The 25,050-nt window shown below is 67.9% G+C and carries 28 protein-coding genes and 1 pseudogene; 18 read left to right on the top strand and 11 right to left on the bottom strand.

Annotation, left to right across the window (positions count from 1 at the left end; genetic code table 11):
- Positions 1-7: 7 nt before the first annotated feature.
- Positions 8-487: a MarR family transcriptional regulator gene (locus tag RE421_RS11395; RefSeq protein ID WP_309809813.1), complete on the bottom strand. Its 480-nt coding sequence runs from the start codon at positions 485-487 to the stop codon at positions 8-10.
- A gap of 70 nt (positions 488-557) precedes the next feature.
- On the opposite strand from RE421_RS11395, the gene RE421_RS11390 reads away from it, so the two are divergent.
- Positions 558-1,529, top strand: a complete 972-nt coding sequence (locus RE421_RS11390; RefSeq protein WP_309809810.1) for an aldo/keto reductase — start codon at positions 558-560, stop codon at positions 1,527-1,529.
- A gap of 55 nt (positions 1,530-1,584) precedes the next feature.
- Here the strand turns inward: RE421_RS11390 and RE421_RS11385 are convergent.
- Positions 1,585-2,449, bottom strand: a pseudogene (locus RE421_RS11385) (GyrI-like domain-containing protein).
- On the opposite strand from RE421_RS11385, the gene RE421_RS11380 reads away from it, so the two are divergent.
- From RE421_RS11380 to RE421_RS11355, 6 genes are all read left to right on the top strand, one after another.
- Positions 2,433-3,014: a hypothetical protein gene (locus RE421_RS11380; RefSeq protein ID WP_309809807.1), complete on the top strand. Its 582-nt coding sequence runs from the start codon at positions 2,433-2,435 to the stop codon at positions 3,012-3,014. The pseudogene RE421_RS11385 and the gene RE421_RS11380 sit on opposite strands and share 17 nt — an antisense overlap.
- Before the next feature lie 276 nt (positions 3,015-3,290).
- The gene (locus RE421_RS11375; RefSeq protein WP_309809804.1) at positions 3,291-4,274 is read left to right on the top strand and encodes a PstS family phosphate ABC transporter substrate-binding protein; all 984 of its coding nucleotides are present in this window, start codon (positions 3,291-3,293) and stop codon (positions 4,272-4,274) included.
- Positions 4,275-4,297: 23 nt separating this feature from the next.
- Positions 4,298-5,254: a phosphate ABC transporter permease subunit PstC gene (gene pstC / locus RE421_RS11370; protein WP_309809801.1), complete on the top strand. Its 957-nt coding sequence runs from the start codon at positions 4,298-4,300 to the stop codon at positions 5,252-5,254.
- A complete protein-coding gene (gene pstA / locus RE421_RS11365) occupies positions 5,254-6,174 on the top strand; it encodes a phosphate ABC transporter permease PstA (protein WP_309809797.1) in 921 nt (306 codons plus the stop codon). Before pstC ends, pstA begins: the two co-directional genes overlap by 1 nt.
- Before the next feature lie 130 nt (positions 6,175-6,304).
- Positions 6,305-7,075, top strand: a complete 771-nt coding sequence (pstB, locus tag RE421_RS11360; RefSeq protein ID WP_309817326.1) for a phosphate ABC transporter ATP-binding protein PstB — start codon at positions 6,305-6,307, stop codon at positions 7,073-7,075.
- Positions 7,072-7,845 (top strand): winged helix-turn-helix domain-containing protein, encoded by a 774-nt coding sequence (locus tag RE421_RS11355; RefSeq protein ID WP_309809794.1) that lies wholly within the window; start codon positions 7,072-7,074, stop codon positions 7,843-7,845. Before pstB ends, RE421_RS11355 begins: the two co-directional genes overlap by 4 nt.
- Positions 7,846-7,887: 42 nt before the next feature.
- On the opposite strand, the gene RE421_RS11350 is transcribed toward RE421_RS11355, so the two are convergent.
- The 4 genes from RE421_RS11350 to RE421_RS11335 form a co-directional block, all read right to left on the bottom strand.
- A complete protein-coding gene (locus RE421_RS11350) occupies positions 7,888-8,925 on the bottom strand; it encodes a three-helix bundle dimerization domain-containing protein (protein ID WP_309809792.1) in 1,038 nt (345 codons plus the stop codon).
- Between the two features lie 19 nt (positions 8,926-8,944).
- Positions 8,945-9,280 carry a metalloregulator ArsR/SmtB family transcription factor gene (locus tag RE421_RS11345; protein WP_309809790.1) on the bottom strand — a complete coding sequence of 112 codons (336 nt, stop codon included), beginning with the start codon at positions 9,278-9,280 and terminating at the stop codon, positions 8,945-8,947.
- 68 nt (positions 9,281-9,348) lie between these two features.
- A complete protein-coding gene (locus RE421_RS11340) occupies positions 9,349-10,464 on the bottom strand; it encodes an ArsO family NAD(P)H-dependent flavin-containing monooxygenase (protein ID WP_309809788.1) in 1,116 nt (371 codons plus the stop codon).
- A 38-nt stretch (positions 10,465-10,502) separates the two neighbouring features.
- Complete coding sequence (locus RE421_RS11335; RefSeq protein WP_309809785.1) at positions 10,503-10,889, bottom strand: metalloregulator ArsR/SmtB family transcription factor; 387 nt, start codon at positions 10,887-10,889, stop codon at positions 10,503-10,505.
- Positions 10,890-10,970: 81 nt separating this feature from the next.
- Between RE421_RS11335 and arsB the strand changes: the two genes are divergently transcribed.
- From arsB to RE421_RS11300, 7 genes are all read left to right on the top strand, one after another.
- Complete coding sequence (arsB, locus tag RE421_RS11330; RefSeq protein WP_309809783.1) at positions 10,971-12,089, top strand: ACR3 family arsenite efflux transporter; 1,119 nt, start codon at positions 10,971-10,973, stop codon at positions 12,087-12,089.
- 30 nt (positions 12,090-12,119) lie between these two features.
- Positions 12,120-12,572: a low molecular weight phosphatase family protein gene (locus tag RE421_RS11325; RefSeq protein ID WP_309809782.1), complete on the top strand. Its 453-nt coding sequence runs from the start codon at positions 12,120-12,122 to the stop codon at positions 12,570-12,572.
- A gap of 54 nt (positions 12,573-12,626) precedes the next feature.
- The gene (locus RE421_RS11320) at positions 12,627-13,079 is read left to right on the top strand and encodes an arsenate reductase ArsC (RefSeq protein WP_309809780.1); all 453 of its coding nucleotides are present in this window, start codon (positions 12,627-12,629) and stop codon (positions 13,077-13,079) included.
- A gap of 13 nt (positions 13,080-13,092) precedes the next feature.
- Entirely contained in the window at positions 13,093-14,094 is a 1,002-nt protein-coding gene (gene trxB, locus RE421_RS11315; RefSeq protein WP_396134490.1) for a thioredoxin-disulfide reductase, read from the top strand.
- Entirely contained in the window at positions 14,087-15,574 is a 1,488-nt protein-coding gene (locus tag RE421_RS11310; protein WP_309809776.1) for an FAD-dependent oxidoreductase, read from the top strand. The genes trxB and RE421_RS11310 overlap by 8 nt, the downstream gene beginning before the upstream one ends.
- A 34-nt stretch (positions 15,575-15,608) precedes the next feature.
- Positions 15,609-16,271 carry an arsenate reductase ArsC gene (locus tag RE421_RS11305; RefSeq protein ID WP_309809774.1) on the top strand — a complete coding sequence of 221 codons (663 nt, stop codon included), beginning with the start codon at positions 15,609-15,611 and terminating at the stop codon, positions 16,269-16,271.
- Positions 16,272-16,395: 124 nt separating this feature from the next.
- Positions 16,396-16,644: a hypothetical protein gene (locus RE421_RS11300; RefSeq protein WP_309809772.1), complete on the top strand. Its 249-nt coding sequence runs from the start codon at positions 16,396-16,398 to the stop codon at positions 16,642-16,644.
- 286 nt (positions 16,645-16,930) lie between these two features.
- Here the strand turns inward: RE421_RS11300 and RE421_RS11295 are convergent, their stop codons facing one another.
- Positions 16,931-17,548 carry a recombinase family protein gene (locus RE421_RS11295; RefSeq protein ID WP_309809770.1) on the bottom strand — a complete coding sequence of 206 codons (618 nt, stop codon included), beginning with the start codon at positions 17,546-17,548 and terminating at the stop codon, positions 16,931-16,933.
- A 534-nt stretch (positions 17,549-18,082) separates the two neighbouring features.
- Between RE421_RS11295 and RE421_RS11290 the strand changes: the two genes are divergently transcribed.
- The gene (locus tag RE421_RS11290) at positions 18,083-19,000 is read left to right on the top strand and encodes a nucleotide-binding protein (protein ID WP_309809768.1); all 918 of its coding nucleotides are present in this window, start codon (positions 18,083-18,085) and stop codon (positions 18,998-19,000) included.
- A 400-nt stretch (positions 19,001-19,400) separates the two neighbouring features.
- On the opposite strand, the gene RE421_RS11285 is transcribed toward RE421_RS11290, so the two are convergent.
- Together RE421_RS11285 and RE421_RS11280 are read right to left on the bottom strand one after the other, a co-directional pair.
- Positions 19,401-19,823, bottom strand: coding sequence for a hypothetical protein (locus tag RE421_RS11285; protein WP_309809766.1), 423 nt, complete (start codon positions 19,821-19,823; stop codon positions 19,401-19,403).
- A gap of 133 nt (positions 19,824-19,956) precedes the next feature.
- On the bottom strand, positions 19,957-20,520 hold the full coding sequence (locus RE421_RS11280) for a hypothetical protein (RefSeq protein ID WP_309809764.1): 564 nt from the start codon (positions 20,518-20,520) through the stop codon (positions 19,957-19,959).
- Between the two features lie 161 nt (positions 20,521-20,681).
- Between RE421_RS11280 and RE421_RS11275 the strand changes: the two genes are divergently transcribed.
- The 3 genes from RE421_RS11275 to RE421_RS11265 all read left to right on the top strand — a co-directional run bounded on the left by RE421_RS11275 (position 20,682) and on the right by RE421_RS11265 (position 22,892).
- Positions 20,682-21,038, top strand: a complete 357-nt coding sequence (locus RE421_RS11275) for a metalloregulator ArsR/SmtB family transcription factor (RefSeq protein ID WP_309809762.1) — start codon at positions 20,682-20,684, stop codon at positions 21,036-21,038.
- Positions 21,035-21,637 (top strand): cadmium resistance transporter, encoded by a 603-nt coding sequence (locus tag RE421_RS11270; RefSeq protein WP_309817324.1) that lies wholly within the window; start codon positions 21,035-21,037, stop codon positions 21,635-21,637. The genes RE421_RS11275 and RE421_RS11270 overlap by 4 nt, the downstream gene beginning before the upstream one ends.
- 211 nt (positions 21,638-21,848) lie before the next feature.
- Positions 21,849-22,892: a PDDEXK nuclease domain-containing protein gene (locus tag RE421_RS11265; protein ID WP_309809760.1), complete on the top strand. Its 1,044-nt coding sequence runs from the start codon at positions 21,849-21,851 to the stop codon at positions 22,890-22,892.
- 89 nt (positions 22,893-22,981) lie between these two features.
- Here the strand turns inward: RE421_RS11265 and RE421_RS11260 are convergent, their stop codons facing one another.
- Positions 22,982-23,500: a hypothetical protein gene (locus RE421_RS11260; protein ID WP_309809757.1), complete on the bottom strand. Its 519-nt coding sequence runs from the start codon at positions 23,498-23,500 to the stop codon at positions 22,982-22,984.
- A 172-nt stretch (positions 23,501-23,672) separates the two neighbouring features.
- Positions 23,673-24,641: a DUF4192 family protein gene (locus RE421_RS11255; RefSeq protein WP_309809756.1), complete on the bottom strand. Its 969-nt coding sequence runs from the start codon at positions 24,639-24,641 to the stop codon at positions 23,673-23,675.
- Between the last annotated feature and the right edge of the window lie 409 nt (positions 24,642-25,050).

Below are 25,050 nucleotides of genomic sequence, written 5' to 3'. Positions count from 1 at the left end.
CTGGGGTTCACCGGGCCAATCGTGGCGGGTCGAGCTCCTCCGCGATCCGGCCCATCGCCTCGCCCAGGGCGGCCGACTGGGCGGGGGAGAGGGGGGCGAAGACGTGGCGTCGCACGGCGTCCACGTGTCCCGGGGCCGCGTGGGTGACCTTGGCGAGCCCCGCCTCGGTGAGGCGGGCGAGGGTGTACCGGCCGTCGTCGGGGTCCGGAGTGCGGTGCACCCAGCCGGACCGCTCCAGCCGGGTGATCACGCGCGAGAGGTGGGAGAGCGTCATGTTCGCCACGCGGGCGAGCTCGCTCAGGCGAACCGTCCGCTCCGGCGCGATCGAGATCTGGGACAGGGCGTTGTACTCGTTGAGGGACAGCCCGGAGTCCTCCCGGAGCTGTGCCTCGAGGCGCGAGGGCAGCCATTCCATGACGGACCAGAGGGCCAGCCAGGCGTCCATCTCCTGGTCGGTCAGCCAGTGTGGTGCGTCGGGGGTGTTCATGGCCACAATCTAGCGCATGACTTTCCGTGTCAAGTTGACGCGTCAAGTAAAGGGGGGTTAGGGTGGGTCCATGACCTCACAGAACACGCTGCAGACCACCACGATCACCCTCCGCGACACCGAGTACACGACCATCCCCCTTGTGCTGGGCGGCAACACCTTCGGCTGGACCTCGGACCGCGAGGTCTCCTTCGCCGTGCTGGACGCCTTCCTGGCGGCCGGCGGCACCTTCATCGACACCGCCGACCTCTATGCCGTGTGGGCCGGCGACGGTACCGGCGGCGACTCGGAGAAGGTCCTGGGGGAGTGGTTCGCCACCCGCGGCAATCGCGAGCAGGTCGTGCTGGCCACCAAGATGGGCGGCCTCGCCCCGTTCGACAACCAGCAGCACGAGACCGTCCTGGCGGCGCTGGAGGCCTCGCTGAAGCGCCTGCAGACCGACTACGTGGACGTCTTCTACAGTCACTACGACGATGAGAACGTCTCGATCGAGGACCAGGCGAGGACCTATGGCGGGCTCGTGACGTCCGGCAAGGTCCGCCACATCGCCCTGTCCAATTACTCGCCGGAGCGCATGCGTACCTGGTTCGAATACGCCACGGCCGAGGGCCTCGCCGTTCCGGTCGCGATCCAGCCGCAGTACAACCTGGTGCACCGCAAGGACTTCGAGTCCGCTTACCTGCCGATCGCCCGAGAGTTCGGCGCCGCCACCTTCCCCTACTTCTCCCTCGCCTCGGGCTTCCTGACCGGGAAGTACCGCGCCGCCGCGGATCTCGAGGGCGCGGCCCGTGAGGGCATGGCCGGCGGCTACGCCAGCGACGAAGGCTTCGCCGTGGTGGACGAGCTCGTGCGATGCGCCGAGGCCCGCGGCGTCGAGCCGGCCTCCGTGGCCTTGGCGTGGCAGCGAGCCCACGGCGTGACCGCCCCGATCGCCTCCGCCTCCCGGCCGGAGCAGCTGGACGCCCTCGTGGCCGCCGGGTCCCTGGAACTGACCGACGCCGAGGTCCAGGCGCTGGACGCCGCCTCGCAGCCCTTCGCCTGAGGAGCGCCCCAACACCCGGTGACGGCCTCCAGGGAATCGGTCGAGGGGCCCGGAATCAGCGGGCCGTCACCGGCAACCAGAGCTCGCAGCTCGCGGTGCTGAAGTCGGCGGAGTGCCCGAGGACGGAGACCATCGACGGGCCGGGGCGGAGTTGCCAGGGATTGGACGGAAACCACTCGCCGGCCGTCGCCGCCCACGTCGACTGCAGCGCCGCCGGATACTCACCGGCGGTGTGGAAGACCGCCCACGTCCCGGCCGGCACCTCGATCGCGTCCAGGTCCTCGGGCACCGGGGTGGCGGTGTCCACGGCCACGCCGTGCAGGTAGGTGAGCTCGCTGCCCTCGGTATACTCCGGCTCGAGGTCGTCGCTGACCTGGAGCAACCCCGCCGGATCAGTGTTGCAAGGCCTTGAGGCGTTCGTGTTCCGCCGCCGGCAGTGCTGTGACATGGGCCTGGATGGCTGGGTTCACCCCTTGGTGGATGAGCGGCACACGGATCGCGTGTCCGATGAGGCGGAACGGTGGGCGGTGGTTGATGTGGGCATCCATCGGAATACTCCCTTCGACGGTCAGGCGGAACCTGAGGTGCGGTTGACTGCGGAGAGGGCCGCCGTGGCGCCGGGCGTCGCCGGGGGACACGCCGTGGACGGCTCGGAACGCGCGGCTGAAGGCCTCGGCCGATCCGTAGCCGGACCGGAGGGCGATGCCCAGCAGTTCATCCCCACGGATCACGTCGGCCGCGGCCACCGTCATCCGACGGCGGCGCACATACTCGGACACGGGCATCCCGGCCAGGGCCGAGAACATCCGGCGCACGTGGTACTCGGTCAGCCCGGCCTCACGGGCCAAGGCGCCCACGTCCAGGTCCCCGTCCAGCCGCCGTTCGACGGCATCGACCAGCCGGTTGAGCATCTCGATCACGGTGACCTCCCTTCGCCGCCCAGTCTTCCGCTTCGCGTCACCCGGCGCCCGACTTCTCCGGTCCGAGGTGATCGGCGGTGCCGACGGGCCGCCGTGCACCGACGAACACGTCGCCGTCATCGCCCATGCCGTTGCCACCAGCGTCCACATCCGCGACAACCTCCTAGCCGACGTCGTCGGGGACAGCATCAAAGCCGATCGCCTCGTCGACGTCTTCCGGTGCTGCGACGACACACGACGCCCCGACATGGCCGACCTCGCCGGCGCCGGCCAATACATCACCCGCGGCAGCACCGTCGCCATCGAAGCCATCACCCGCCACACCACCGGATCCCTCGGCCGCATGGCCAACCACGCCGCTTCCCTCGGCCTCGACCCGAAACCACTGATCGACTCCATCAACCGCAGTGAGCTACGCGACCGCCTGACCGTGGCTGACCGCCAGCACTACCGCAGCCACGTCGCGGGCCATTCACCGCTGCTACCCAACCCTGACCCCAGAGCGCCCACCCAAGGTCAATCCCTCGTCTGTCATGTTCTTGACCGTCCCGGCCGGGAGAGATGACCCCGTTGGATTTTCCGCCCGGCCGGGCGCCGCGGGGAAGCGAAGATTCGCGGCCGAACTACTGCGCGGGCCACCGGTGTCCCCTGCCGGGTGATTGGTGCGCGCGGCAGACAACCCGCGCGGTTCACCAGGGGACGCTGAGAGACATCTCATAGATATGCGTCAATGATTTCGCTTGATGGTGCCTTGTGTTCACCCGGCGTTCATATAGGCCACCTTCTATGAATGTGACGCGCCGTCTGCGTCTCATCCCCGCATCGAGAAAGGCTCTCCTCCGTGAAGAATGCTCTCAGGGGCCGTACCGGCCTGGCTGTCCTTGGACTCTCTGCCCTGTTGCTCACCGGCTGTGGCAGCGCCGGTTCGACCGATAACACCTCTGCCGCCGAGGGTGGGGCGACCGAGGCAGGGGGCGTGTCCGGTGCTGTGGCGGTGGACGGGTCCTCCACCGTCGCCCCGCTCTCGGAGGCCGCCGCCGAGCAGTACCGCCAGACCAACGAATCCGTGAATGTCTCGGTGGCCACCTCCGGGACCGGTGGTGGTTTCAAGAAGTTCTGCGCCGGTGAGACCGACATCTCCAACGCCTCCCGTCCGATCAAGGAGGAGGAGATCGCCGAGTGTGAGGCCAACGGCATCGAGTACACCGAGGTGGTCATGGCCAACGACGGGCTGTCCGTGGTCGCGAACCCGGCCAACGACTGGGCACAGTGCTTGACCGTCGAGCAGCTGCAGACCATTTGGGGTCCGGAGTCCGAGGGCCAGGTGATGTCGTGGAAGGATGTCGACCCGTCCTTCCCGGATGAGCCGCTGGACCTGTACGGGGCCGGCACCGACTCGGGGACCTTCGACTACTTCACCGAGGCGATCAACGGTGAGGAGGGCGCCATCCGGACCGACTACTCCCCGTCCGAGGACGACAACGTCACCGTGCAGGGCGTCTCCGGTTCCCCGGGCGCGCTGGGCTTCCTGGGCCTGTCCTACGCCCTGGAGAACCCGGACACGCTGAAGCTGCTGGACGTGGACGGTGGCGAGGGTTGCATCACCCCGTCCGAGGAGACCGTCCAGGACGGCTCCTACGCCCCGCTGGGCCGCCCGCTGTTCATCTATGTCGCCAACGCGTCCTACCAGGACAAGCCGCAGGTGCAGGACTTCGTCGACTTCTACGTGGAGAACTCCACGGAGATCGCCCAGGCCGCCCAGTTCATCGGCCTGACCGACGAGCAGATGCAGAAGGCCCAGGATCAGCTCGCCGAGCTGAACTGATCATCTGAGGAATCGTACGTATCGTGAGCATCACCACGACCCGGGGGACGACGGCATCGGCTCTGTCGTCCCCCATGGGGTCCCGTCATTTCCAGGCCAAATCCCGCCCCGGGGAACGCACCATCATCTGGGTGTTGCGGATCGCGGCGATGCTGACCGTGGCCACCACCGTGGGCATCGTGCTCTCGCTGGTCGTTCCGGCGGCCGAGTTCTTCGCCGAGGTCAACGTGGGCAGCTTCCTGTTCGGGGACCGGTGGGCCCCACGATTCGCCGACCCGTCCTTCGGCGTGCTGCCGCTGATCACCGCCACCCTGTGGACCACCGGGATCTCGCTGCTGGTCGCCGTGCCCCTGGGCCTGGGCGCGGCGATCTACCTCTCCGAGTACGCCCGCCCGCGGGTGCGCAAGGTGCTCAAGCCCGTGCTGGAGGTGCTGGCGGGCATCCCGACGGTGGTCTACGGCCTGTTCGCCCTGACCTTTGTCCAGGCGGTCGTGTTCAAGCAGTGGCTGGAGTTGCCGACCGGGGCCTTCAGCGTGTTGGCGGCCGGGCTGGTCATGGGCGTGATGATCGTCCCGACCATCGCCTCCATCTCCGAGGACGCCCTCTCCGCCGTCCCGATGTCCCTGCGCCAGGGCTCGGCGGCCCTGGGCGCGAACCGCATGCAGACCTCGCTGAAGATCGTGGTGCCGGCCGCGGTCTCCGGCATCGTCGCCGCCATCGTCCTGGGGGTCTCCCGGGCCATCGGTGAGACCATGATCGTGGCCATGGCCGCCGGCCAGCAGGCCCGGATGGTCGCCGGCCCACTGGAGCAGGGCCAGACGATGACCGGATTCATGGCCAGCGCCGCCCTGGGCGATTCCCGGGTCGGCTCGCTGGAGTACAACACGCTCTTCGCGGTAGGGCTGCTGCTGTTCGTCCTGACCCTGGTGGTCAACATGATCAGCATCCAGATCGTCCACCGCCTCCGGAAGGCCTACTGATGCCCAGCACCACCCGCCGAGACTCCTCGGCCCCGACGACTTCCCGCGGACTACAGCAGACCGGTTTCTTCCAGGGCGAGCGTGCCCCGACCGCCCTGGTGGTGCTGTTCGTGTTGTGGGCCTGTCTGGCCACCGCCGTGCTGTTCCTGCTCGTGCTGCTGGTCACCACATTCGTGGATGGCCAGGAGATGTTCTCCTGGCACCTGATCACCGACTATGCCTCCTCGGACCCCGAGCAGGCCGGTGCCCGTGCGGCGATCCTGGGCTCGGTGTGGGTCATCGCGACCACCGCCGTGATGACCATCCCCGTCGGGGTGGCCGCGGCCGTCTACCTGGAGGAGTTCGCCGACCACAACAAGTGGTGGAACCGCGCCATCGAGGTCAACGTCCAGAACCTGGCCGCCGTCCCCTCGATCATCTACGGCCTGCTGACCCTCGGGGTGCTCACCGCCCTGGGCATCGTCCAGCGCAACATCGTCATCGCCGGGGCCATCGCGCTGAGCCTGCTGATCCTGCCGGTCATCATCGTCTCCACCCGCGAGGCCATCCGCAGCGTGCCCAACGAGATCCGCCAGGGCTCCCTGGCCCTGGGGGCCACGCAGTGGCAGACCACCTGGCGACAGGTGCTGCCCTCCTCCGTACCGGGCATCGCCACCGGCTCGATCCTGGCCCTGTCCCGGGCGATGGGCGAAGCCGCCCCGCTGCTGGTGCTCGGAGCGCTGGTCTTCGTCACCTTCGACCCCACGAGCATCTTCGACCAGTTCTCCACGATGCCAATCCAGATCTTCAACTGGGCCTCCCGCCCCCAGGCGGAGTTCCACCAATTGGCCTCGGCCACCAGCATCCTGCTGCTGGTGCTGCTGCTGGCGATGAACGCCGTGGCCATCACGATCCGCAACATCTACGAGAAGCGTTGGTGACATGAACGACACAATCCCTGCAACCCCTGCAGCCCCTGCAGCCCCTGCAACCGCGGCCACCGACGCCGTGGCCACTCACCTCGGTTCAGCTACCCCGGGCACCCACCTGGAGCGGCCCACCGACCCCATCATGGGGTGTGAGAACGTGGATATCTTCTACGGGGACTTCAAGGCCGTCTCCGACGTGTCCGTGCAGTTCGGCCAGAAGGAAATCACCGCCCTGATCGGCCCCTCCGGGTGTGGCAAATCCACGGTCCTTCGCTCGCTCAACCGGATGAACGACCTCATCGAAGGCGCCCGGGTCGAGGGCTCCATCACCTTCCAGGGCGAGGACATCTACGGCAAGAACGTCGACCCCATCGAGGTCCGGCGCCGGATCGGGATGGTCTTCCAGAAACCGAACCCGTTCCCGAAGTCGATCTACGACAACATCGCCTATGGTCCGCGGGTGTCCGGCATGAAGGTCGAGAACATGGACGACCTGGTCGAGAGCGCCCTGCGCGGGGCCGCCCTGTGGGACGAGGTCAAGGACAAGCTCAAGGAGTCCGGGCTGAGCCTGTCCGGGGGCCAGCAGCAGCGCCTGTGCATCGCCCGAACCATCGCCGTGCGCCCAGACGTGATCCTGATGGACGAGCCCTGCTCGGCACTGGACCCGATCGCCACGCTGCGCATCGAGGACTTGATGCACGAACTCAAGCAGGACTTCTCCATCATCATCGTGACCCACAACATGCAGCAGGCCGCCCGGGTCGCAGACCGGACCGCGTTCTTCACCGCCCTGGCCGCCGAAGGCCACGGGGACCGGACCGGGGTGCTCGTCGAGTACGCCCCGACCGCCCAGATCTTCGACCACCCGACCGACCAGCGGACGGAGGACTACGTCTCCGGGCGCTTCGGATGACCACGACCGTGCCCCGGCACCACGGTCCCGGCACGCTCAGCGCAGACCTGCTCATGACCCTGTCCGGAACCTTGCGTGTGCTGATCGTCGGTGACCCCAACAAGGTCCTGGGCGGCACCGAGAAAGAGCACCTCGCCGCCGGGCTGGAGGTGGTCACCGCCGCCGACGGCTCCGCCGGCCTCTTACTGGTCGGAGAACTCCAGCCCGACGTCGTCGTGGCCCACGCCGAACTGGCCGGTGTCGGCATCGAGGCCTTCGTGGCGGCCGTGCGGCGCTGGTCCGAGATTCCCGTCCTGGTCACCATCCCGGCGCAGGACGACTCCGCCGATACCGCCTTCCGGGTCCTGGAGGCCGGCGCCAACGGGCTGTGCCACGGGACCCTGGACGCCCGCCGCCTGGCCGAGGCCGCGGGACGGTCCCTGCCGAAGCGATCGGGCCGGTCCCGCAGACTGCTCCTGGGGCCGCTGGTCCTGGACTGCGGGTCCATGGTGCTGCGCGGCGAGCAGGGCCAAACCCAGCTGAGCGTCAAGGAGTATCTCGTGCTGGCGGAACTGATGGCTGCCAGCCCCCAGATCCGCACCGCCGCCGAGCTCGTTGAGACCGGCGGCTTCCCGCAGCGCCAACAGTCCAAAGCCCTGCAAGTGGCGATCGGCAAACTTCGCCGGAAACTCGACGTCGTGCAGGCCCAAGGCGCTGACTACCTGGCCACCGTCCGCGGCGTGGGCTACCGGATGGGCCTGCCCGAGACCTTCCCCGATCGTCAGCCCTGAGTCCGCCCCGGCTGCCGGTGGGCCCCCGCCACGCCCACGTCGTTACAGCCCGGACCCGGTCGCGGACAGTGACTGCCACAAGTCCTGAACGCGGCGGTAGATCTCATCGCGCAGCGCCCGCTGGGACTGCAGGTCGTGAACGGGGGGAAGCTCGATTGGCCAGTCCAGGTACAACCTGCCCGGGTACACCGGACAGGCGTCCCCACAGCCCATCGTGATCACCACATCGGAAGCCTGGACGATCTCGTCCGTCAGCGGTTTGGGGAACGCCCCCAGCAACGAACACCCGATCTCGTCCAGCACCTCGGCGACCTCCGGGGCGATCTCGGTGGCCGGCGCGGACCCGGCCGAACGCACGTGCACCTTGTCCCCACCGAGGAACTTCAGAATGCTGGCCGCGATCTGAGACCGGTGGCTGTTGGCCACACAGACGAACAACACCTGCGGCACCGGGCGCATCTCGATACCCCGGGCCAGGGCCAGGGCGTGCAACCGCTCCGTGGCGAACCGACTGGTCAACGACGCCAAGTACCGTTGGACCCGGCTGCGTGAGCGCAGCAACCAGTACGTCTCACGCACGTAGCGGTGCACGGTCTCGGGCGAGAACGTCGCGGAGAACCGGTGCGCGAGCTGCTCGGCGATCCGGTGGATGACCGGAGGCACCTCCTGCTCGGCCTGTGGCGCCGGGTCGGCGCCGAAGGGCTGCGCTGCCGGCCCGGCCCCGGGATCCGGCACCGGTTCCGGCCCGGAACCAACAGGCGGGAATGTCTGCGTCGAGGCGCGCGTATCCAGTAGCGAACTGAACCGGATCCAGGCCTCGGCCGTCGGTGAAACCCGGGGCCCGCGAGACGGATCACCGCCTTGCCAGTGGACCAGCCCGGCCTGGGCGAGGGCGTCCAAGGCGTCATCCACGAGCTCCGGGGCCAGTCCCAGGGACGCCGAGAGCTCCGCAGCAGAGGCCGAGTAGTCCGGCAGCGAGGTCAGCAGGCTCAGCACGGAGAGCCGTTCCGGGTGGGCCAGCACCAGCACCTGGCGGGCCCGGTCCAGGGCTTCGGTCGGGTCCATGGCCTTCTGGCCCATGCGGGCTCCCTCCACCGGACTACCGCAACAAGTCGGAGATGGACTCGGCATGCTCCGGGGCGATGGAGTACCACGTCTGCCGCCCGGCCTGCTCGTTGCGCACGACGCCTTCCTCCAGCAGGATCCGCAGGTGGTGGCTGATGGTCGGCTGGCGGAACGTCAACGCATCCGTGAGTTCCTTGACCGTGGCCCCCTCAGGGCCGGCGCCGTGCATCAAGGCCAGCAACTGGATCCGGGTGGGATCCGCCAAGGCGCGCAGCAGCCGAGCCAGGTCCTCCGCAGCGGCCCGATCCGGGGCCAGTCGGCCCGGGCTTGCGGGAGCGGGCACACCGAAATCGGGCAACGGAGAACTCATAGAAACCAGTGTATGGGAACCGGGGAATCGCCCCGTCTGCGAGCACCACCGGGAGCAGTCGGGCTCGATCAGCCCCCGGGCAGGGCGTGTCGTGTCGCCGCGGTGACGGTGGCGCGGGCGGGGGCCCCGACACCGATCAGGGTGGCTGAGGCCGGGCCGCACCAGTCCCCGTAGCCCAGGAAGAACAGCCCGTCCCGGTCGCGAGAGCGCGTAGGCGGGTCACCGGCGGTGGCCGGGGTGGTGGTGTCCATGGCCAGGCCCAGGGGGCGCAGGTGGGCCAGGTCGGGGCGGAAGCCGGTGCACCAGAGCACCGCGTCGACCTCCAAGGTGCGCCCGTCGTCCCACTGCACGCCGGTGGGCGTGAAGCGGGTGAACATCGGCTGGGCCTGCAGGTGGCCGGCGTCGCGGGCCGCCCGGACCGGGGGCACGGCCACGATGTCGCCAAGGGAGCCGACCCCGCCGGGACTGGGTTCGCCCCGGCGCAGGGCCTGGACGTGGTCGGTGGCCAAGGCGAACAGGGCCCGGCCGTCGACCTCGTCGGGCAGGTACCGGGGTGGCCGGCGGGTCACCCAGGTCACCGAAGCGGCGACCGGGAGCAGGTCCGCGGCGATCTGCGCCCCGGAGTTGCCCCCGCCGACCACCACCACCCGCCGGCCGGTAAAGGGCTTTCGGCTGCGGTAACCGGTGGTGTGCAGCTGAGAGCCGGTGAATCGCTCCGCGCCGGGCACCCGGGGGACGAAGGGGCGGCGCCAGGAGCCGGTGGCGTTGATGACGACTGTGCTTGCCCAGGTGCCCCGGTCGGTGCGGGTGCGGTAGCCGCCCTCGGGGTGGTCCTCGACGGCGTGGACGGTCACGGGCCGGTGCACCGGCAGCCCGTAGCGGTCCTCGTAGGCGCGCAGGTAGGCCACCACGTGCTCGGCCGAGGGGTTACCTGAGCCCGTCCAGGGCGGCATCCGGTAGCCGGGCAGGGAACTGTAGGCGGCCGGGGAGAACAGCTCCAGGGTGTCCCAGTAGTACTGCCAGGCCCCGCCGGGCTGGTCGTTGGCGTCCAGGATCGCGTAACTGGGGGCCGGTCCGCCGCGGCCCCGGGCCGCGTCGCGGGCCAGGCGGTGCAGGTAGAACCCGGCGGCCAGCCCGGCCTGACCGCCGCCGATCACCAGGACATCGACCGCACCGGCCGTCACGGACTGTGCTGTCTGGTCTGCTGGCGGGGCGGGCGGGGTCAGCCCAGCTCCAGCATCCGGCCCAGCTCGGCGAAGGCCGCCGGGACCACGGTGTAGTGCGCCCACCGGCCGCGCTGTTCGCGGGTGAGCAGTCCGGCCTCGACGAGCTTCTTCATGTGGTGGCTCACGGTGGGCTGGCTGATGCCCAACTCCTCGGTGAGATCGCAGGAGCACACGGCGTCACAGCCCTGGGCGGCGACGTGGGAGAGCAGGCGCAACCGCATCGGGTCGGCCAGGGCCTTGAGCATCCCGGCGGCCCGCTGGGCCTGCGCGGCGCTGATCGGCCCGGCCGACAGGGAGCAACACGCCACCGAACCCGGTGCGTCGGCATCCTCGGGGCGGCGGTCGGTGGCTTCGGGGGCGGGAAGAGTAGTTGTCGCGACCATCACCCCATCTTACATTGACGAACGCTAATATGTCCCGGTAGTGTTCCCATCGATATCAGTCGATACGAGAGATGGGCTTTCATGAGCGTCACCACCGCACCCGCACCGCACCAGCCGGTCATGAAGGAGATGTCCTTCCTGGACCGCTGGCTGCCGGCCTGGATTTTGCTGGCCATGGTCGTCGGACTGGCCCTGGGCCGCTTCATCCCTGGCCTGAACACCGCCCTGGAAGCGATGAAGATCGGCGAGGTGTCCCTGCCGATCGCGATCGGGCTGCTGGTGATGATGTACCCGGTGCTGGCCAAGGTTCGCTATGACGAGACCCACCGCGTCGCCGGGGACAAGCGGCTCATGATCACCTCCTTGGCGTTGAACTGGATCGTTGGCCCGGCGCTGATGTTCGCCCTGGCCTGGATGCTGCTGCCGGACCTGCCCGAGTACCGCACCGGCCTGATCATCGTCGGCCTGGCACGCTGCATCGCGATGGTCTTCATCTGGAACGACCTGGCCTGCGGGGACCGGGAGGCCGCCGCGGTACTGGTGGCCATCAACTCCGTCTTCCAGGTCATCGCCTTCGGCGCCCTGGGCTGGTTCTACCTCCAGGTGCTCCCGTCCTGGCTGGGGCTGCCGACCACGTCGGCCGACTTCTCGGTCTGGGCGATCGTGCTCAGCGTCCTGGTGTTCCTGGGCATCCCGCTGCTGGCCGGCTTCCTGACCCGCACCCTGGGGGAGCGAGCCAAGGGCCGCACCTGGTACGAGGAGACGTTCCTGCCCAAGATCGGGCCGTGGGCCCTGTACGGGCTGCTGTTCACCATCGTGCTGCTGTTCGCCCTGCAGGGCGAGGCCATCACCTCCAACCCCTGGGACGTGGCCCGGATCGCGCTGCCTCTGCTGGCCTACTTCGTGCTGATGTTCGGCATCTCCCTGATCGCGTCCAAGGCCGTGGGCCTGGGCTACGCCAAGTCCACCACCGTGGCCTTCACCGCCGCGGGGAACAACTTCGAGTTGGCCATCGCCGTGGCCATCGGCACCTTCGGGGTGACCTCCGGCCAGGCCCTAGCCGGCGTCGTCGGCCCCCTGATCGAGGTCCCCGTGTTGGTGGCCCTGGTCTACGTGTCCCTGTGGGCCGGGCGCAGGCTCTTCCCGAACGATCCCACCGTCCCGGCCCGACCCGAGACCGCCGCCGCGGCCCGGCACTGACCCCTCACCCCCGACAGGAGAGCTCCAGAGATGACCTCCCCAGAGTCCCAGCCCCGGCCGTCCGTCTTGTTCGTCTGCGCCAAGAACGGCGGCAAGTCCCAGATGGCCGCCGCCCTGATGGAGCACCACGCCGCCGGCGCCGTTCAGGTCCACTCCGCCGGCACCAAACCCGGGAAGTCGATCAACGCCCTGTCCGCCGAGGTCATCGCCGAGGCCGGAGCGGACATGTCCGGCGGGCACCCCAAGCCCATCGACCCGCAGCTGCTGGCCCGCGTGGACCGCGTCATCGTCCTCGGCGACGAGGCCCGCGTCGAGCCCGTGGCGGGGATGGCCGGGACCATTCAGACCTGGCACACCGACGAGCCCTCCACCCGCGGGATCGAGGGCATCGAGCGGATGCGCCTGGTCCGCGACGACATCGACGCCCGCGTGCGCACCCTGCTCACCGACCTCGCCGGTGCCGTCGACAGCACCGCCTCCTGAACCACCCCTCCCGAACCGCACTGTCTGAACCACCGACCGAGAAGAGATGATCCGATGACCGCAGAGACCACCCCGGACACCACCGCCACGACCGCCAAGCCCTCGGTGCTGTTCGTGTGCGTGCACAACGCCGGCCGCTCCCAGATGGCCGCCGCCTACCTCCAGCACCTCTCGAATGGGCGCATCGAGGTCCGCTCCGCCGGATCCGCCCCGGGCGACGCCGTGAACCCGGCCGCCGTGGCGGCGATGGCCGAGGAGGGCATCGACATCAGCGCCAACCGGCCCAAAATCCTCACCGACGAGGCCGTGCAGGACTCCGACGTGGTCATCACCATGGGCTGCGGGGACGCCTGCCCGTTCTTCCCGGGCAAGCGCTACGAGGACTGGAAGCTCGAGGACCCCGCCGGCCAGGGCATTGACGGGGTCCGCCCCATCCGGGACGAGATCAAGACCCGCATCCAGCAGCTCATCTCCGAGCTGCTCCCCGCCGAGACCACCACCAACTGAGGCCAAGCACCCCATGGACACCATGACCACGGACACCACCGCCACGGACAGCCTGATCATCATCGGCTCGGGCCCGGCCGGGTACACCGCCGCGATCTACGCCGCCCGCGCCGGGCTGACCCCGCGGGTCATCGCCGGCTCCGTCACCCACGGCGGGGCGCTGATGAACACCACCGAGGTGGAGAACTTCCCCGGCTTCCCCGGCGGCATCCAGGGTCCGGAGCTGATGGCCGGGCTGGCCGAGCAGGCGGCCCGGTTCGGGGCGGTGATCGAGTACGACGACGCCGTCACCGTGCAACTCGCCGGGCACCTGAAGGAGGTCACCACCCTGGCCGGGAAGACCTACCGGGCCCCGGCGGTGATCGTGGCCACCGGCTCGGCCTACAAGGAACTTGGGTTGCCCGAGGAGTCCCGCCTCAGCGGGCACGGGGTGTCCTGGTGCGCCACCTGCGACGGGTTCTTCTTCCGCGAGCAGGACATCGTCGTGGTCGGCGGCGGGGACTCGGCCATGGAGGAGGCCCTGTTCCTGACCCGCTTCGCCAAGACCGTCACCGTGGTCGTGCGCCGGGACGCCCTGCGGGCCTCGAAGATCATGGCCGCCCGGGCGAGGGACAACGAGAAGATCCGCTTCGCCTACAACTCCCGTGTCACCGCCATCCACGGCGAGGACAAGGTCACCGGGGTGACCCTGGCCGACACCATCACCGGCGACACGCGTGAGGTGGCCGCCACCGGGGTGTTCGTGGCGATCGGGCACCTGCCCCGCACCGAACTGGTCACCGGCCAGCTGGAGCTGGACGCCGAGGGGTACATCGTGGTGGACGCCCGCACCACCCACACCAACCTGCCCGGGGTGTTCGCCTGCGGGGATGCGGTGGATCACCGCTACCGTCAGGCCATCACCGCCGCCGGCACCGGTTGCGCCGCGGCCCTGGACGCCGAACGCTACCTGGCCGCCCTGGACGATGCCGACAGCATCGCCACCGCACTCGTCGAGGAGCCCACCCATGGCTGACACCACCACCCACACCGCCACCACCACCAACGCCAGCACGGACACCACCGGCGCCATTGAGTTGCCCGTCGTGGTCATCGGGGCCGGACCCGTGGGCCTGGCCGCCGCCGCCCACCTGGCCGAACGCGGGCTGAGCCCGCTGGTCCTGGAATCCGGCCCCGACGTCGGGGCCGCGGTCCGGGACTGGGGCCACACCCGGTTGTTCTCGCCCTGGCGGTACAACATCGACGCCGCCGCCGCCCGACTGCTGGAGGCCACCGGTTGGAGTGGCCCGGCCCCCGAGGCCCTGCCCACCGGGACCGAACTGGTGGAGCAGTACCTTCAGCCGCTGGCCGCCACCGAGACCCTGGCCGCCCGGATCCGCACCAACACCCGCGTGGTGGCGGTGTCCCGGGTCGGGATGGACAAGACCCGCACCGCCGGCCGACAGGACACCCCGTTCCTCGTCCGAATCCAGCACTGCGATGGCTCCGGCGAGGACATCCGCGCTCGGGCGGTGCTGGACGCCTCCGGCACCTGGTTGACTCCGAATCCGTTGGGCCAGGCGGGGCTGGAGGCTCCCGGCGAGGCCGAGGCCCGCGCCGCCGGGACCATCACCGCCTCGCTGCCGGACGTCACCGGACGGGATCGGGCCCGGTTCGCCGGCAAGCATGTGCTGGTGGTCGGGGCCGGGCACTCGGCGGCCAACACCCTGCTCGAGCTCGGCGCCCTGGCCCAGGACGCCCCGGACACCCGGATCTCCTGGGCGGTCCGTTCGGCCGACGTGTCGAAGGTTTATGGCGGGGAGGACCGCGACGAGCTGGCTGCCCGCGGGGCCCTGGGCACCCGGCTGCGCCACCTGGTCGAGTCCGGGACCATTCAGGTGCACCCCTCCTTCACCATCACCGCCTTCACCCCCACCGACCAGGGCCTGACGGTGCACGCGAGCACTCCCGCCGGGGACCGTGAACTGGCCGTGGACGTGCTGGTGCCGGCCACCGGGTTCCGACCCGAGCTGGGCATGCTCTCCGAGCTGCGCCTGGAACTGGACCCGGCCGTGGACGCCCCCCGTCGGCTGGGCCCGCTGATCGACCCCGAGTTCCACTCCTGCGGCTCGGTGGCCCCCCACGGGGAGAAGATGCTGGCCCACCCCGAGCCGGGCTTCTACATCGTGGGCATGAAGAGCTACGGGCGGGCCCCGACCTTCTTGATGGCCACCGGCTACGAACAGGTCCGCTCCATCGCCGCCGCCCTGGCCGGCGACCGCGCCGCCGCCGACACCGTCGAACTGCACCTGCCCGAGACCGGGGTCTGCTCCACCGACCTCGGCGGATCCTGCGACGCCCCCGCCCCCGCCACCGGGAACGAGGATCCTGCCGCGCAGGGCTGCTGCACTCCGACGGTGGACGCGGAACCGGCCGTGGCCTGCTGCGCCGCTGAGCCCGAGCCGATCACGATCCTGTCCACTGCCCCTACTGCCCGCGTGTCCGCCTGCTGCTGACCATCTGCTGAGCATCCCGCCCTGAGGAGTCGTCATGTCCGAGCCGAGCACCCATCTGAGCACCGACCCGACCACCAATCCGACGACCCTGGACACCCACGTCCTGCAGCGCAACGCCGAACACCTGGCCGAGCGCTACGCCGGGATCTTCTCCCCGGAGACGGTCGAACGCTACGTCTTCGAGTCCTACGCGACCCTCTCGCGCACCGCCAGGGTCCGCACCTACCTGGCGGCCACCGCCACGCACTTCGCCGACAACCGGCTGCGGGCCCTGGCCCAGGGGCAGGGCAAGATCGACTCCCCGGTGCCGCAGGTGCTCTTCGTGTGCGTGCACAACATCGGCCGCTCCCAGATCGCCGCGGCCCTGCTCGCCCACCACGCCGGAGACGGCGTGGAGGTCCGCTCGGCCGGGTCCCTGCCCGGATTCGAGGTCCATCCCCTCGTTGTCCAAGCTCTTCGGGAGCGGGGCGTCGATCTGTCCGGGGCCTACCCGAAACCGCTCACCGACGACGTCGTCCGCGCTGCGGACTACGTCATCACCATGGGCTGCGGGGACGCCTGCCCGGTCTACCCCGGCAAGCGGTACCTGGACTGGGAGATCACCGACCCCGCCGAACAGACCCTGGAACGGGTCCGTGAGATCGTGGCGGAGATCGATGCCCGCGTCCGCGACCTCTGGGCCCAGCTCCAGAACTGAATCGGAAGTATGCCGGCGGCGGGTCCGCACGGATCACAGGGAGGATGATGGCTGCCACCGACACGGCAACCGCTCGGCCCATCTCGGACCGCCCCCGCGGGGGACTGGCTGGCTGCTCATCACCGTGGCTGTCCTCGTCGGCGCCGCCCGCGGCTGCCACACCCTGCTCCAGGCCACCGCCGTCTCCGACCGCTGGGGGACGACGAACTTCGCTTCCATCAACGCCGTCTTCACCGCCCCCATGACCGCCGTCGGCGCCCTGGCCCCGGTCGCCGGTCCCGCCCTGGCCGGCGTCCTCGGGGGTTACCCGGCAATGGCTGTCACCATGGCCCTGGTCCTCACCGCCGTCGTCCTGCTCGCCGCCCGTTCCTAGCCGTCGCCCACCAGAACCGCGATTCCACATTCGAGAGTCCCCCGGGTGATCAGTCCGGCGAACTGTCCCCGTTCCTTATGCAACATGTCCTGCCCCGGCTTTCCCATCTAGTGAACAATCCAGGCATCTCATTAAGCGAACCCCCACCGGACACCCCCGCCTCTGACCTGCGCACACTCAAGCACGGCGGGCGGGGCATCCCGTAGGACCCGTCCGGTGCTTCGCCCCGCGACGGTGCGCCATACGGAACACCCGTGGCAGGCCTCCCGCCTGTGTTCCGCGATGGTCATCGACGCTGAGCCAACACCTTCTGTCCGGCCGCGCGGAGTTCACCGGTGGGTGAGACGTGGCGGTAGAGGGTCTGGCGGGTGATGCCCAGTTCCTTGCACAGGGCACCGACGTTGGTGTCCTTGTTGCCCATCGAGGCCATAGCCAGGCGGATCTTGGCCGGGGTCATCTTGTAGGGCCGGCCGCCCTTGCGCCCCCGGGCGCGGGCCGAGGCCAGGCCTGCTTTGGTGCGTTCGGAGATCAGTTCGCGTTCGAACTCAGCCAATGCGGCGAAGATCCCGAACACCAGCTTGCCCGAGGCGGTGGTGGTGTCGATGGCTGCACCCTGGCCGGTGAGCACCTTCAGGCCCACGCCCCGTTCGGTGAGGTCGTGGACGATGTTGACCAGGTGGCGCAGGTCCCGCCCGAGCCGGTCCAGCTTCCACACCAGCAGGGTGTCTCCGGCCCGCAGCGCCTTCAGGCACGCGGCCAGGTGGGGACGGTCATCGCTCTTGCCGGAGGCCTTGTCCTCGTACAGGGCCTCCGGTTCCACCCCGGCCTCGAATAGGGCATCGCGTTGCAGGTCGGTGGTCTGAGAGCCGTCGGCCTTGGACACCCGCATGTACCCGACGAGCACCGTGCACCTCCACTGTCATTTATTCGATCGTTTACGTGACAGAAGCCTCGCAACTCGCGGAGTTTTGCAAAGTTGTCATATAACCCGTCATCTATTCTACGTCTCTCAGACGGTGGCGTAGACCGTCAATGTGACAGTCAATCCGGGGCAGTTCCAAACCCCTCGCATTTTCTCGCGCGAACACATGCGAGCGATCAGATGAGTATTCGGACCCTTCAGAGCCACCGATTATTGCGGTTCACAGGTGCTCGTAGACGAGGGTCAAAACGAAGCGTCGACAAACGGTCGTTATCTGGAGTCCGACTTCGTGACTGGCCCTAGCAGTTCTGATTTCCCGAAAAATTAGTCTCTCGTGCAGTTGATGCGATTGTCCAAGCTGAAACCCGTTTCCTGGGACAAAGGAGGGCCGGAAAACCGCGGAACCACCGGCGGCTCCGGTCCTCTCGCTAGGACTTCCGATCTAACGATCGTTTTACGCGAGAATCCATTCGAAAGCCGAGCTGACGGCAGTCAAATGGCCACCAAGACTGACCTATGTTTGTAGGCATGACAGATTCGCCTCTTCCGACACGGGTGTTCATAGGCTCTTCTTCGGAGGGTCTTATATATGCCCGGAATCTACAGTCAGAGCTCCGAACGCCGGGACTCATAGTTGAACGCTGGGATATCGCGGTCTTCGAGCCCAGCAGCATGACTCTCGATGCATTGATCAAGAAGACGGAGGAGGCTGATTTCGCGATCCTCGTTGCCACAGCCGACGACACTGTCAATTTCCGAGGGGAAGACATGGCAGCAGTTCGGGACAACATTATTTTCGAGTTCGGTCTCTTCGTTGGAGCGTTAGGACGGGAACGCGTCTACTGGCTGAGCGTGGGTGATGCGAAATTGCCCTCTGACCTCGCAGGCCTAACCCGACTCACATACCAACCGACCCCTGATAAGAACATCAGGGCTGGACTCAACAATGCAGCCCTTCAGGTGGAAGAAGTCATGGAGCAACTTGGCCCCCGTGCTCGCGGAAGCCAGTCAGACCTTCTGGCGAATGTCAGCTCTCTTGCGGAAGATTTCGCCAAGGAAGCGCTGACCAACCTTCCCCCGAGAGAGGTCTTAGCCACGCAGGCGTTGTCCCAGGCCGCATTGGCTCCGGGGACAGGCACGCGAGCCCCGGTGCCGAACCCCTTGGCGACAGCCACCGCGGAACAGGCGCTCAATTCCTTAGAGAACGAGATCGCACTGCTTTGCGAAAACGCAAAAGAGCAGGGCTGGGCAGTGCCCAAGAATAACCCAACGACGCTTCGCCTGAAGTCCCCGAAGGGTGGAGAGTTCACGCTTCAGCGCAAGCGTCCGGCCGGGACCCGGATTGAGCTGAGAAACTTCGTCGCACAGCTACGCGCCAACGGCCTACGGGTCAATCACGTACTTCAAGGAGCAGTCGAAGACTCTCCCTACTAGAGGCCAGGATCCCCTCGCGCCTTCGGCCAACTCAATGTCACAGACGACGCGCGGGGAACAGCACTCAAACCCGGCCACATACCGAGAGCACCCATACGGGCCGCTGCACCTTGGCTTTGCCCCTGAACTGCTCGAAGAATGGCATCGCGCCGCTGCGCCACCTGGGCGCCCCTCTTGCAGCTTGTAGCTCAGCCCTATAAGACTACTTGTCTTCAAGAATGTTAGGCCCCGACAGGATCCGGCCCGTGGCCGAACCCATCGACCCCGGCCGGCCGGCCGGTGGTGACGCCCGCCGCCCGGCCTTGGCCGTAAATGCCGACTCCGGAACCGCCACCACGCTTCGCCCATGCCAACCGTCGCTGCGTAGTCCCGCCCACAGACGCAACGCCCAGTCGGCCGTCTACGGTGCAAGTGAAGCTAGCCAGCTCAGCGGTCCGATCAGGAGCGCAAGTATGGCAACCGCCGTAAAGGTGGGCATCTGCCACTCGCCCCCGGCTTTCCGGTACTCCCGAACAAACATGACCTGTTTGGCGAGGGGCGGCAGGATCACTCCCAGCAACCCCGACAGGAGCGCGAGCACCACGAAAGCATCCACGATGGGGAGGGTGATTCGCTGCCATACACATAGGAGAGCAGCGATCTCTCCTATGCCCATCAGGAGGACCACGGCTGCTCGGCCGATAGCCTGAGTCGCGTTCCACTGCCTCGGGTCGTCGTCCCGCTCGAAATATGAGTCAGGGCGCCGGGTGAGAAAGCGCGATTCAAACAGCATGGCGAGGTAGAACACTGGAATGATTTGGGCTGCGGTGACGTAGAAATCCATAGCCCGAGGGTAGGGCCGGCCCTCTCTTCACCAGCTCGAACCGTTCGTTATCGGTCGTCGCTGCTGAACACCACGGGCCCTCGCCGCTGACCGCCACCTCGTGCCAGCCGGCGAACTGACGGTCTGCTCGTCGTCACTTGGCTTCGCGGCGATCCTCGGCGTCGTGCCTGGCGATATAGGCTGCGGTCTTTGTCTGCGCCTCGTTCAAGGTGTCGCGCAGATCTGATATCGCCGCGTCTCGCCTGCGGGTGCTGACCTTAACTTCCTCGCGGTACTTTTTCAGCACATTGCGACTGTGTTCATTGCCCTCAGAGGCCTTGTCTTCCCACTCCGCCACGCAGTCCTCAGCGAACTCCAAGCTCCCTTGCGCAGAATGCGCGCTCTTCCACCCACGCTCCAGCTTTCCGAGAGTTAAATGAAGGTCGACCATGGTGAGGTATTCGGGCACCCGGTTCTGGTGAACCCTAATGACATTGAGTGCTGCATCCAGCTCTCTAGGGGGTTCCCCTGCAGGCTCACCAAAAGCGAGACTGTGCTTTAACTCCTTGGCCTGTTCAGAGACCTCGCGGACGGCATGACGGACCTCGTCCCTGATGGCTCTCGTGCGCTCCCTAGCAGGGGCGGTCTTCGCTACATACGTTGCATAGGCAGAGATCGCCAGTGACAATCCAGCGATGATCAAAGCAAGGAATTCCACTTCATGATCGTACGCGTGTGCTCCGCGAACTGCGGCGCGGACAGCTCAAGTATGGATCCTTTGATGGGAAGGCTGGACGCTAAGGCCGGCGGGCTCACGCCCTGCCTTTGCTGAGGTTGCCGTTGCGGTAATAGTTCAGTATGGACTGTATAGTTCATTGGGTGCTGACTATAGATACTCGTTTAGATGTGATGAACCGGTTGGGCCGGGCGATGGCCGATCCCACCCGGTCGCGGATACTGCTGACCCTGCTCCAGCGGCCGGCCTATCCCGCCGAGCTGGCCCGGGACCTGGAGCTGACGCGGTCGAACGTGTCGAACCACCTGGCGTGCCTGCGGGACTGCGGGATCGCGGTCGCCGTGTCCGAGGGTCGCCAGACCCGGTATGAGATCGCCGACCTGCACCTGGCGCGGGCGCTGACCGCACTGGTCGATATCACCCTTGCGGTGGATGAGAGCGCCCCGTGCCTGGACCCGGCATGTTCGGTGCCCGGCTGCTGCCCGGGGGTAGTCGCGTGATCTTATCCTCGATCCTGCAGGCAATCGGCCTGTTCTTGGTTACCAACATTGACGACATCATCGTGCTCTCCCTGTTCTTCGCTCGCGGCGCGGGACAGCGCGGGACCACCGCCCGGATCTTGGTCGGCCAGTACCTAGGGTTCGTCGCCATCCTCGGCGCGGCCGTGCTCGTCGCGCTGGGCGCGGGGGCGTTCCTGCCCCCGGAGGTCATCCCGTACTTCGGGCTTATCCCGCTGGGCCTGGGGTTGTGGGCCGCGTGGCAGGCCTGGCGCGGGGGCGACGACGATGACGACGATGAGGCCAAGATCGAGGGCAAGAACGTCGCCGCATGGACCGTGGCCGGGGTGACCTTCGCCAACGGCGGGGACAACATCGGCGTCTACGTCCCGGTCTTCCTCAGTGTCGGCCCGGGCGCCGTGGTTGCCTACTGCGTCGTATTCCTGGCCCTGGTCGCGGTGCTGGTGGGCCTGGCCAAGTTCGTCGCCACCCGCCGGCCCATCGCCGAGGTCCTGGAACGCTGGGAGCACATACTGTTCCCGATCGTATTGATCGGCCTGGGCGTCTTCATCCTCATCAGCGGCGGAGCATTCGGCCTCTAGCGAGTCCTCCAGGACAGAGGCGTAGTGGCGGTGCGGCCGGACCTCGGTCAAGCCGCACCGCCCCAAGCAGCGACAGGCCCCCGCCATAGAAGAGCCAAGACCACAGCGGCTGCGGTAGATGAACTTCTGATGGGCGAATTGAGCCGCAAACGATCGCTTTACGTGGGAGCCCAACCGTTAGGCTCTGGCCTTCCTCGATAGGATGCGGTCCGTGACCGAACCCTCTGAGCTCGCCTTGCCCGATGACTATCCAACCTTCTTGGGGGAACTGAAGGCGCGCGTCCGAGGTGCCCGGCTGCAGACTCTGCGTCGGGTCAACACGGACCTGCTCGGGCTCTACTGGAGGATCGGGCGGGACATTTTGACCCGGCAAGAACACCAGGGCTGGGGCAGCGGGGTCATTGGCCGGCTGGCCCAGGACCTGCGGGCTGAGTTCCCCCAGATGACGGGATTCTCTCGCAGCAACCTGTTCTACATGCGGGCCTTCGCTGCGGCCTGGCCGGCCTGGGACCCGAATGTCCCACAGCCTGTGGGACATTTGCCGTGGGGTCACGTCCGGGTCCTGTTGGACAAGCTCGATACCGTGCCTGCGCGGGACCGGTATGCCGCCGCGGCCGTGGAGCACGGGTGGTCCCGCAACGTGCTGATGAACATGATCATGAACCGGTCCCTGGAGCGTTCCGGCACCGCCCCGTCGAACTTCGGCACCCATCTGTCAGCCCCGGATTCGGAGTTGGCGCAGCAGGTCGCCAAGGACCCGTATTCCTTCGAGTTCCTGGGCCTGTCTGGAGCTGTCGCTGAACGGGACCTGGAACAGGCCCTGATGGACCGCATCACTGACACGTTGCAGGAGTTGGGGCACGGCTTCGCGTTCGTGGGACGTCAGGTGCACCTCGAGGTGGATGGGGACGACTTTTACATCGACCTGTTGTTCTTCCACGTCGAGCAGCTGCGTTACTTCGTCATCGAGCTCAAGACCGGCAAGTTCCAACCGGAGTATGCCGGCAAGCTGAACTTCTACGTCGCGTTGGTTGACGACCGTCTCAAACGCGAGGCCCACGCGCCAACGGTGGGGATCCTGATTTGCGGCAGCAAGAACGACCACACCGTCCGATACGCCTTAGGCCGGTCAACGTCACCACTGGCGGTTTCCGCCTACACCTACGACCAGCTGCCGGCGGCCGACCGGAGCCTGGTCCCGGCGGAGGACCAGCTCACCGCCGCCCTGGACGCCCTGCCCGACGAGGAATCCTAGGCGTGCACGACCGGCCCCGGGCGACGAAACCCGGGGCCGGTGGTGGCCCCTGTGGGGCCGGTACCCGTGGAGGGGTACGGAGGGTGAGTTTAGTTCGTGTGGTGGCGGGTATCCCATGGTGGGGCGGTGTGCTGCTCGGCGGTGAATAAGTCCACCCGAGTGTCTGCGGTGGGCGGCCTTCCCTTAAGCATGACCGCTAGGTGCGCCTCGAGTTGACTCCCGGGTGCTCTTGGGTCGGGTTTGAGGCTCCAGTGCCCGATGGGCTTGGCACTGGGGTCGGTGATGGTCACGGCGTGGCCTTTGGTGTCGGTCCAGGCGATCCAGCCCGGTAGTGCGGTGATCGCCAGGGGGCCGGCCACTATCGCGAGGGTGATGAGTCCGAGCGGCAGGGACACCCAGGGTTGGTCGTGGGCGGCGGCGTAGCCGGCGGCCACGAGAGCTTCTGCTGTTGCTCCCAGTCGTAGTGCCAGGACGGTGCGTGCACGTGGTGCGCCAGCAGGGCGGCAGGCGTCGCGCAGTTCGGCGCGGTAGATCGTGGTGGCCACCATGGGCAGCTCGTGGACTCGGATGGCGGCCATCCCGGCCATGGTTGTGAGTGTGGTGCTCATGGGGCTCCTGGTGTGGGTGGCGCTTGGCAGGGATTCCCGCCGGGAGGGCGGGGGGTCCCTGCTAGTGCTCCTGCCGGTGGGCTGGCCCCAGCGTAGGCAGGTTCCCGGTGGTCGCGCCCCGGGGGCGGGGTCATCCTGTGGACAACCCCACCTCCGGGCTACCGTGCCGGGATCACTGGGGCCGGTTCGTGGCCCATGCCCGGTCTCGGTCGCGGGCGACCGGTGCCAGCTTTCCGGCGTTCGTCAGGTGGGAGACCAGTCGGGCGAACGTGTTGTCTGCGTCGGCTTCGCAGGCTCGATCTGCGGTGCGTCCGGCCACGGTGCCGCGCCCCTGCATCCAGTAGATGTGGGCCAGCAGGGCCAAGAGGTGTGCGGCTTCGTGGGTATCGGCGTGCGTGATCAGCAGGCGCAGGGCGGCCTCTGCGGTCTCGACTTTCCCCCACGCCACCGGCTCGGCCGGGTCGCCGGTGAAGATCGCTTCCCACCCGGCCCCGTCTCCGGCCCCGTAGGTGTCTGCGTGCAGCCGGTCCCGGGACTCGTAGAGGCTAAACGCGGCCCGCAAGGTGAGGACCTGGGCGGGGGACGGCTCGGCCCCGGTGAGGACGGCGGCCCACAGGTCCCGGACTTCGGTCATGGCTTCCGCGTGGTCCGCGCGCACCAGACGGGCCCGCTCGGTCAGTGCGGGCTCTGCCGCCATTCCGGCCGGGGTGGGCGGCTCGGGGATCTCGTCGCGCTCGTCCCGGTGGTAGGCGGTTTCAAGGCCGATCGCGGTCTGTCCGGGGTTCCATTCCCCCTCGGCCCCGTGGAACGAGGTGTAGCGGTTGCCAGTCACGTGGATCGTTTCGTGGACCGGCAGGCCGCGCTCGGTCATGGCCCTGCCCACGGCCTCGGCCACGGCCCGGTCAGCGTCGAACCCGATGAGTAGTGCCCCATCGGCGAGGGCGTGAGACAAGTTCTCGATGATCGAGTCCGCCAGGGCCTGCGCCGGAACGTCAGCACCGGGGGCATCGGTGCGGAGCACCGGGCCCAAGGCGTTGTCCTGCATCGGCAACACGACCAACGAACGGGTGGGCCGCAGGCCAAGCACCCCGGCGGCGTAATCGAGAACATCAGCAATGGTGGTAGCGGTAAAGGTGGTCATTTTTCTCTCCACGGGTAGGTGAGGGGGCCGCGGTGCCAGCCCCGCGCTTCGTCGTTCCCCCGTTGTTTTTTGCCTGCTGGCGAAACGCAGTGAGCTGCCCCGGACGGAGCCGGCAGCAACCCGTAGGGCGGTGGAGGAGGAAAGCTTGGGGAGGAAAGAAGCGACCGAGGAACGAGGGAGCGCCGACCCACGGTTTTCGGGGGAACCGGCCCCGACGCAGGAGGGGCTTGTGCCGGTGGAGCCGGGGCGCATAATCCGCAGGACAGCAGGCAAAAAAGGAGGTCGGCCCGCCAGGGCCGCCGTCTTGGTCCGCCGCCGTTCCGGCGGACCAGGACAGAACAGTCGGCTGCTTGCGGCCGCCCACCTGTGGCGTTCCGAGCAAGCGAGGAACACCACAGGCCCTAAACCT

It is taken from the genome of Citricoccus sp. I39-566, from assembly GCF_031432995.1.
Taxonomy (GTDB): Bacteria; Actinomycetota; Actinomycetes; order Actinomycetales; family Micrococcaceae; genus Citricoccus; species Citricoccus nitrophenolicus_A.
Note: the sequence above shows the minus strand (reverse complement) of the source record. Positions and strands in the feature narration are given on the sequence as shown.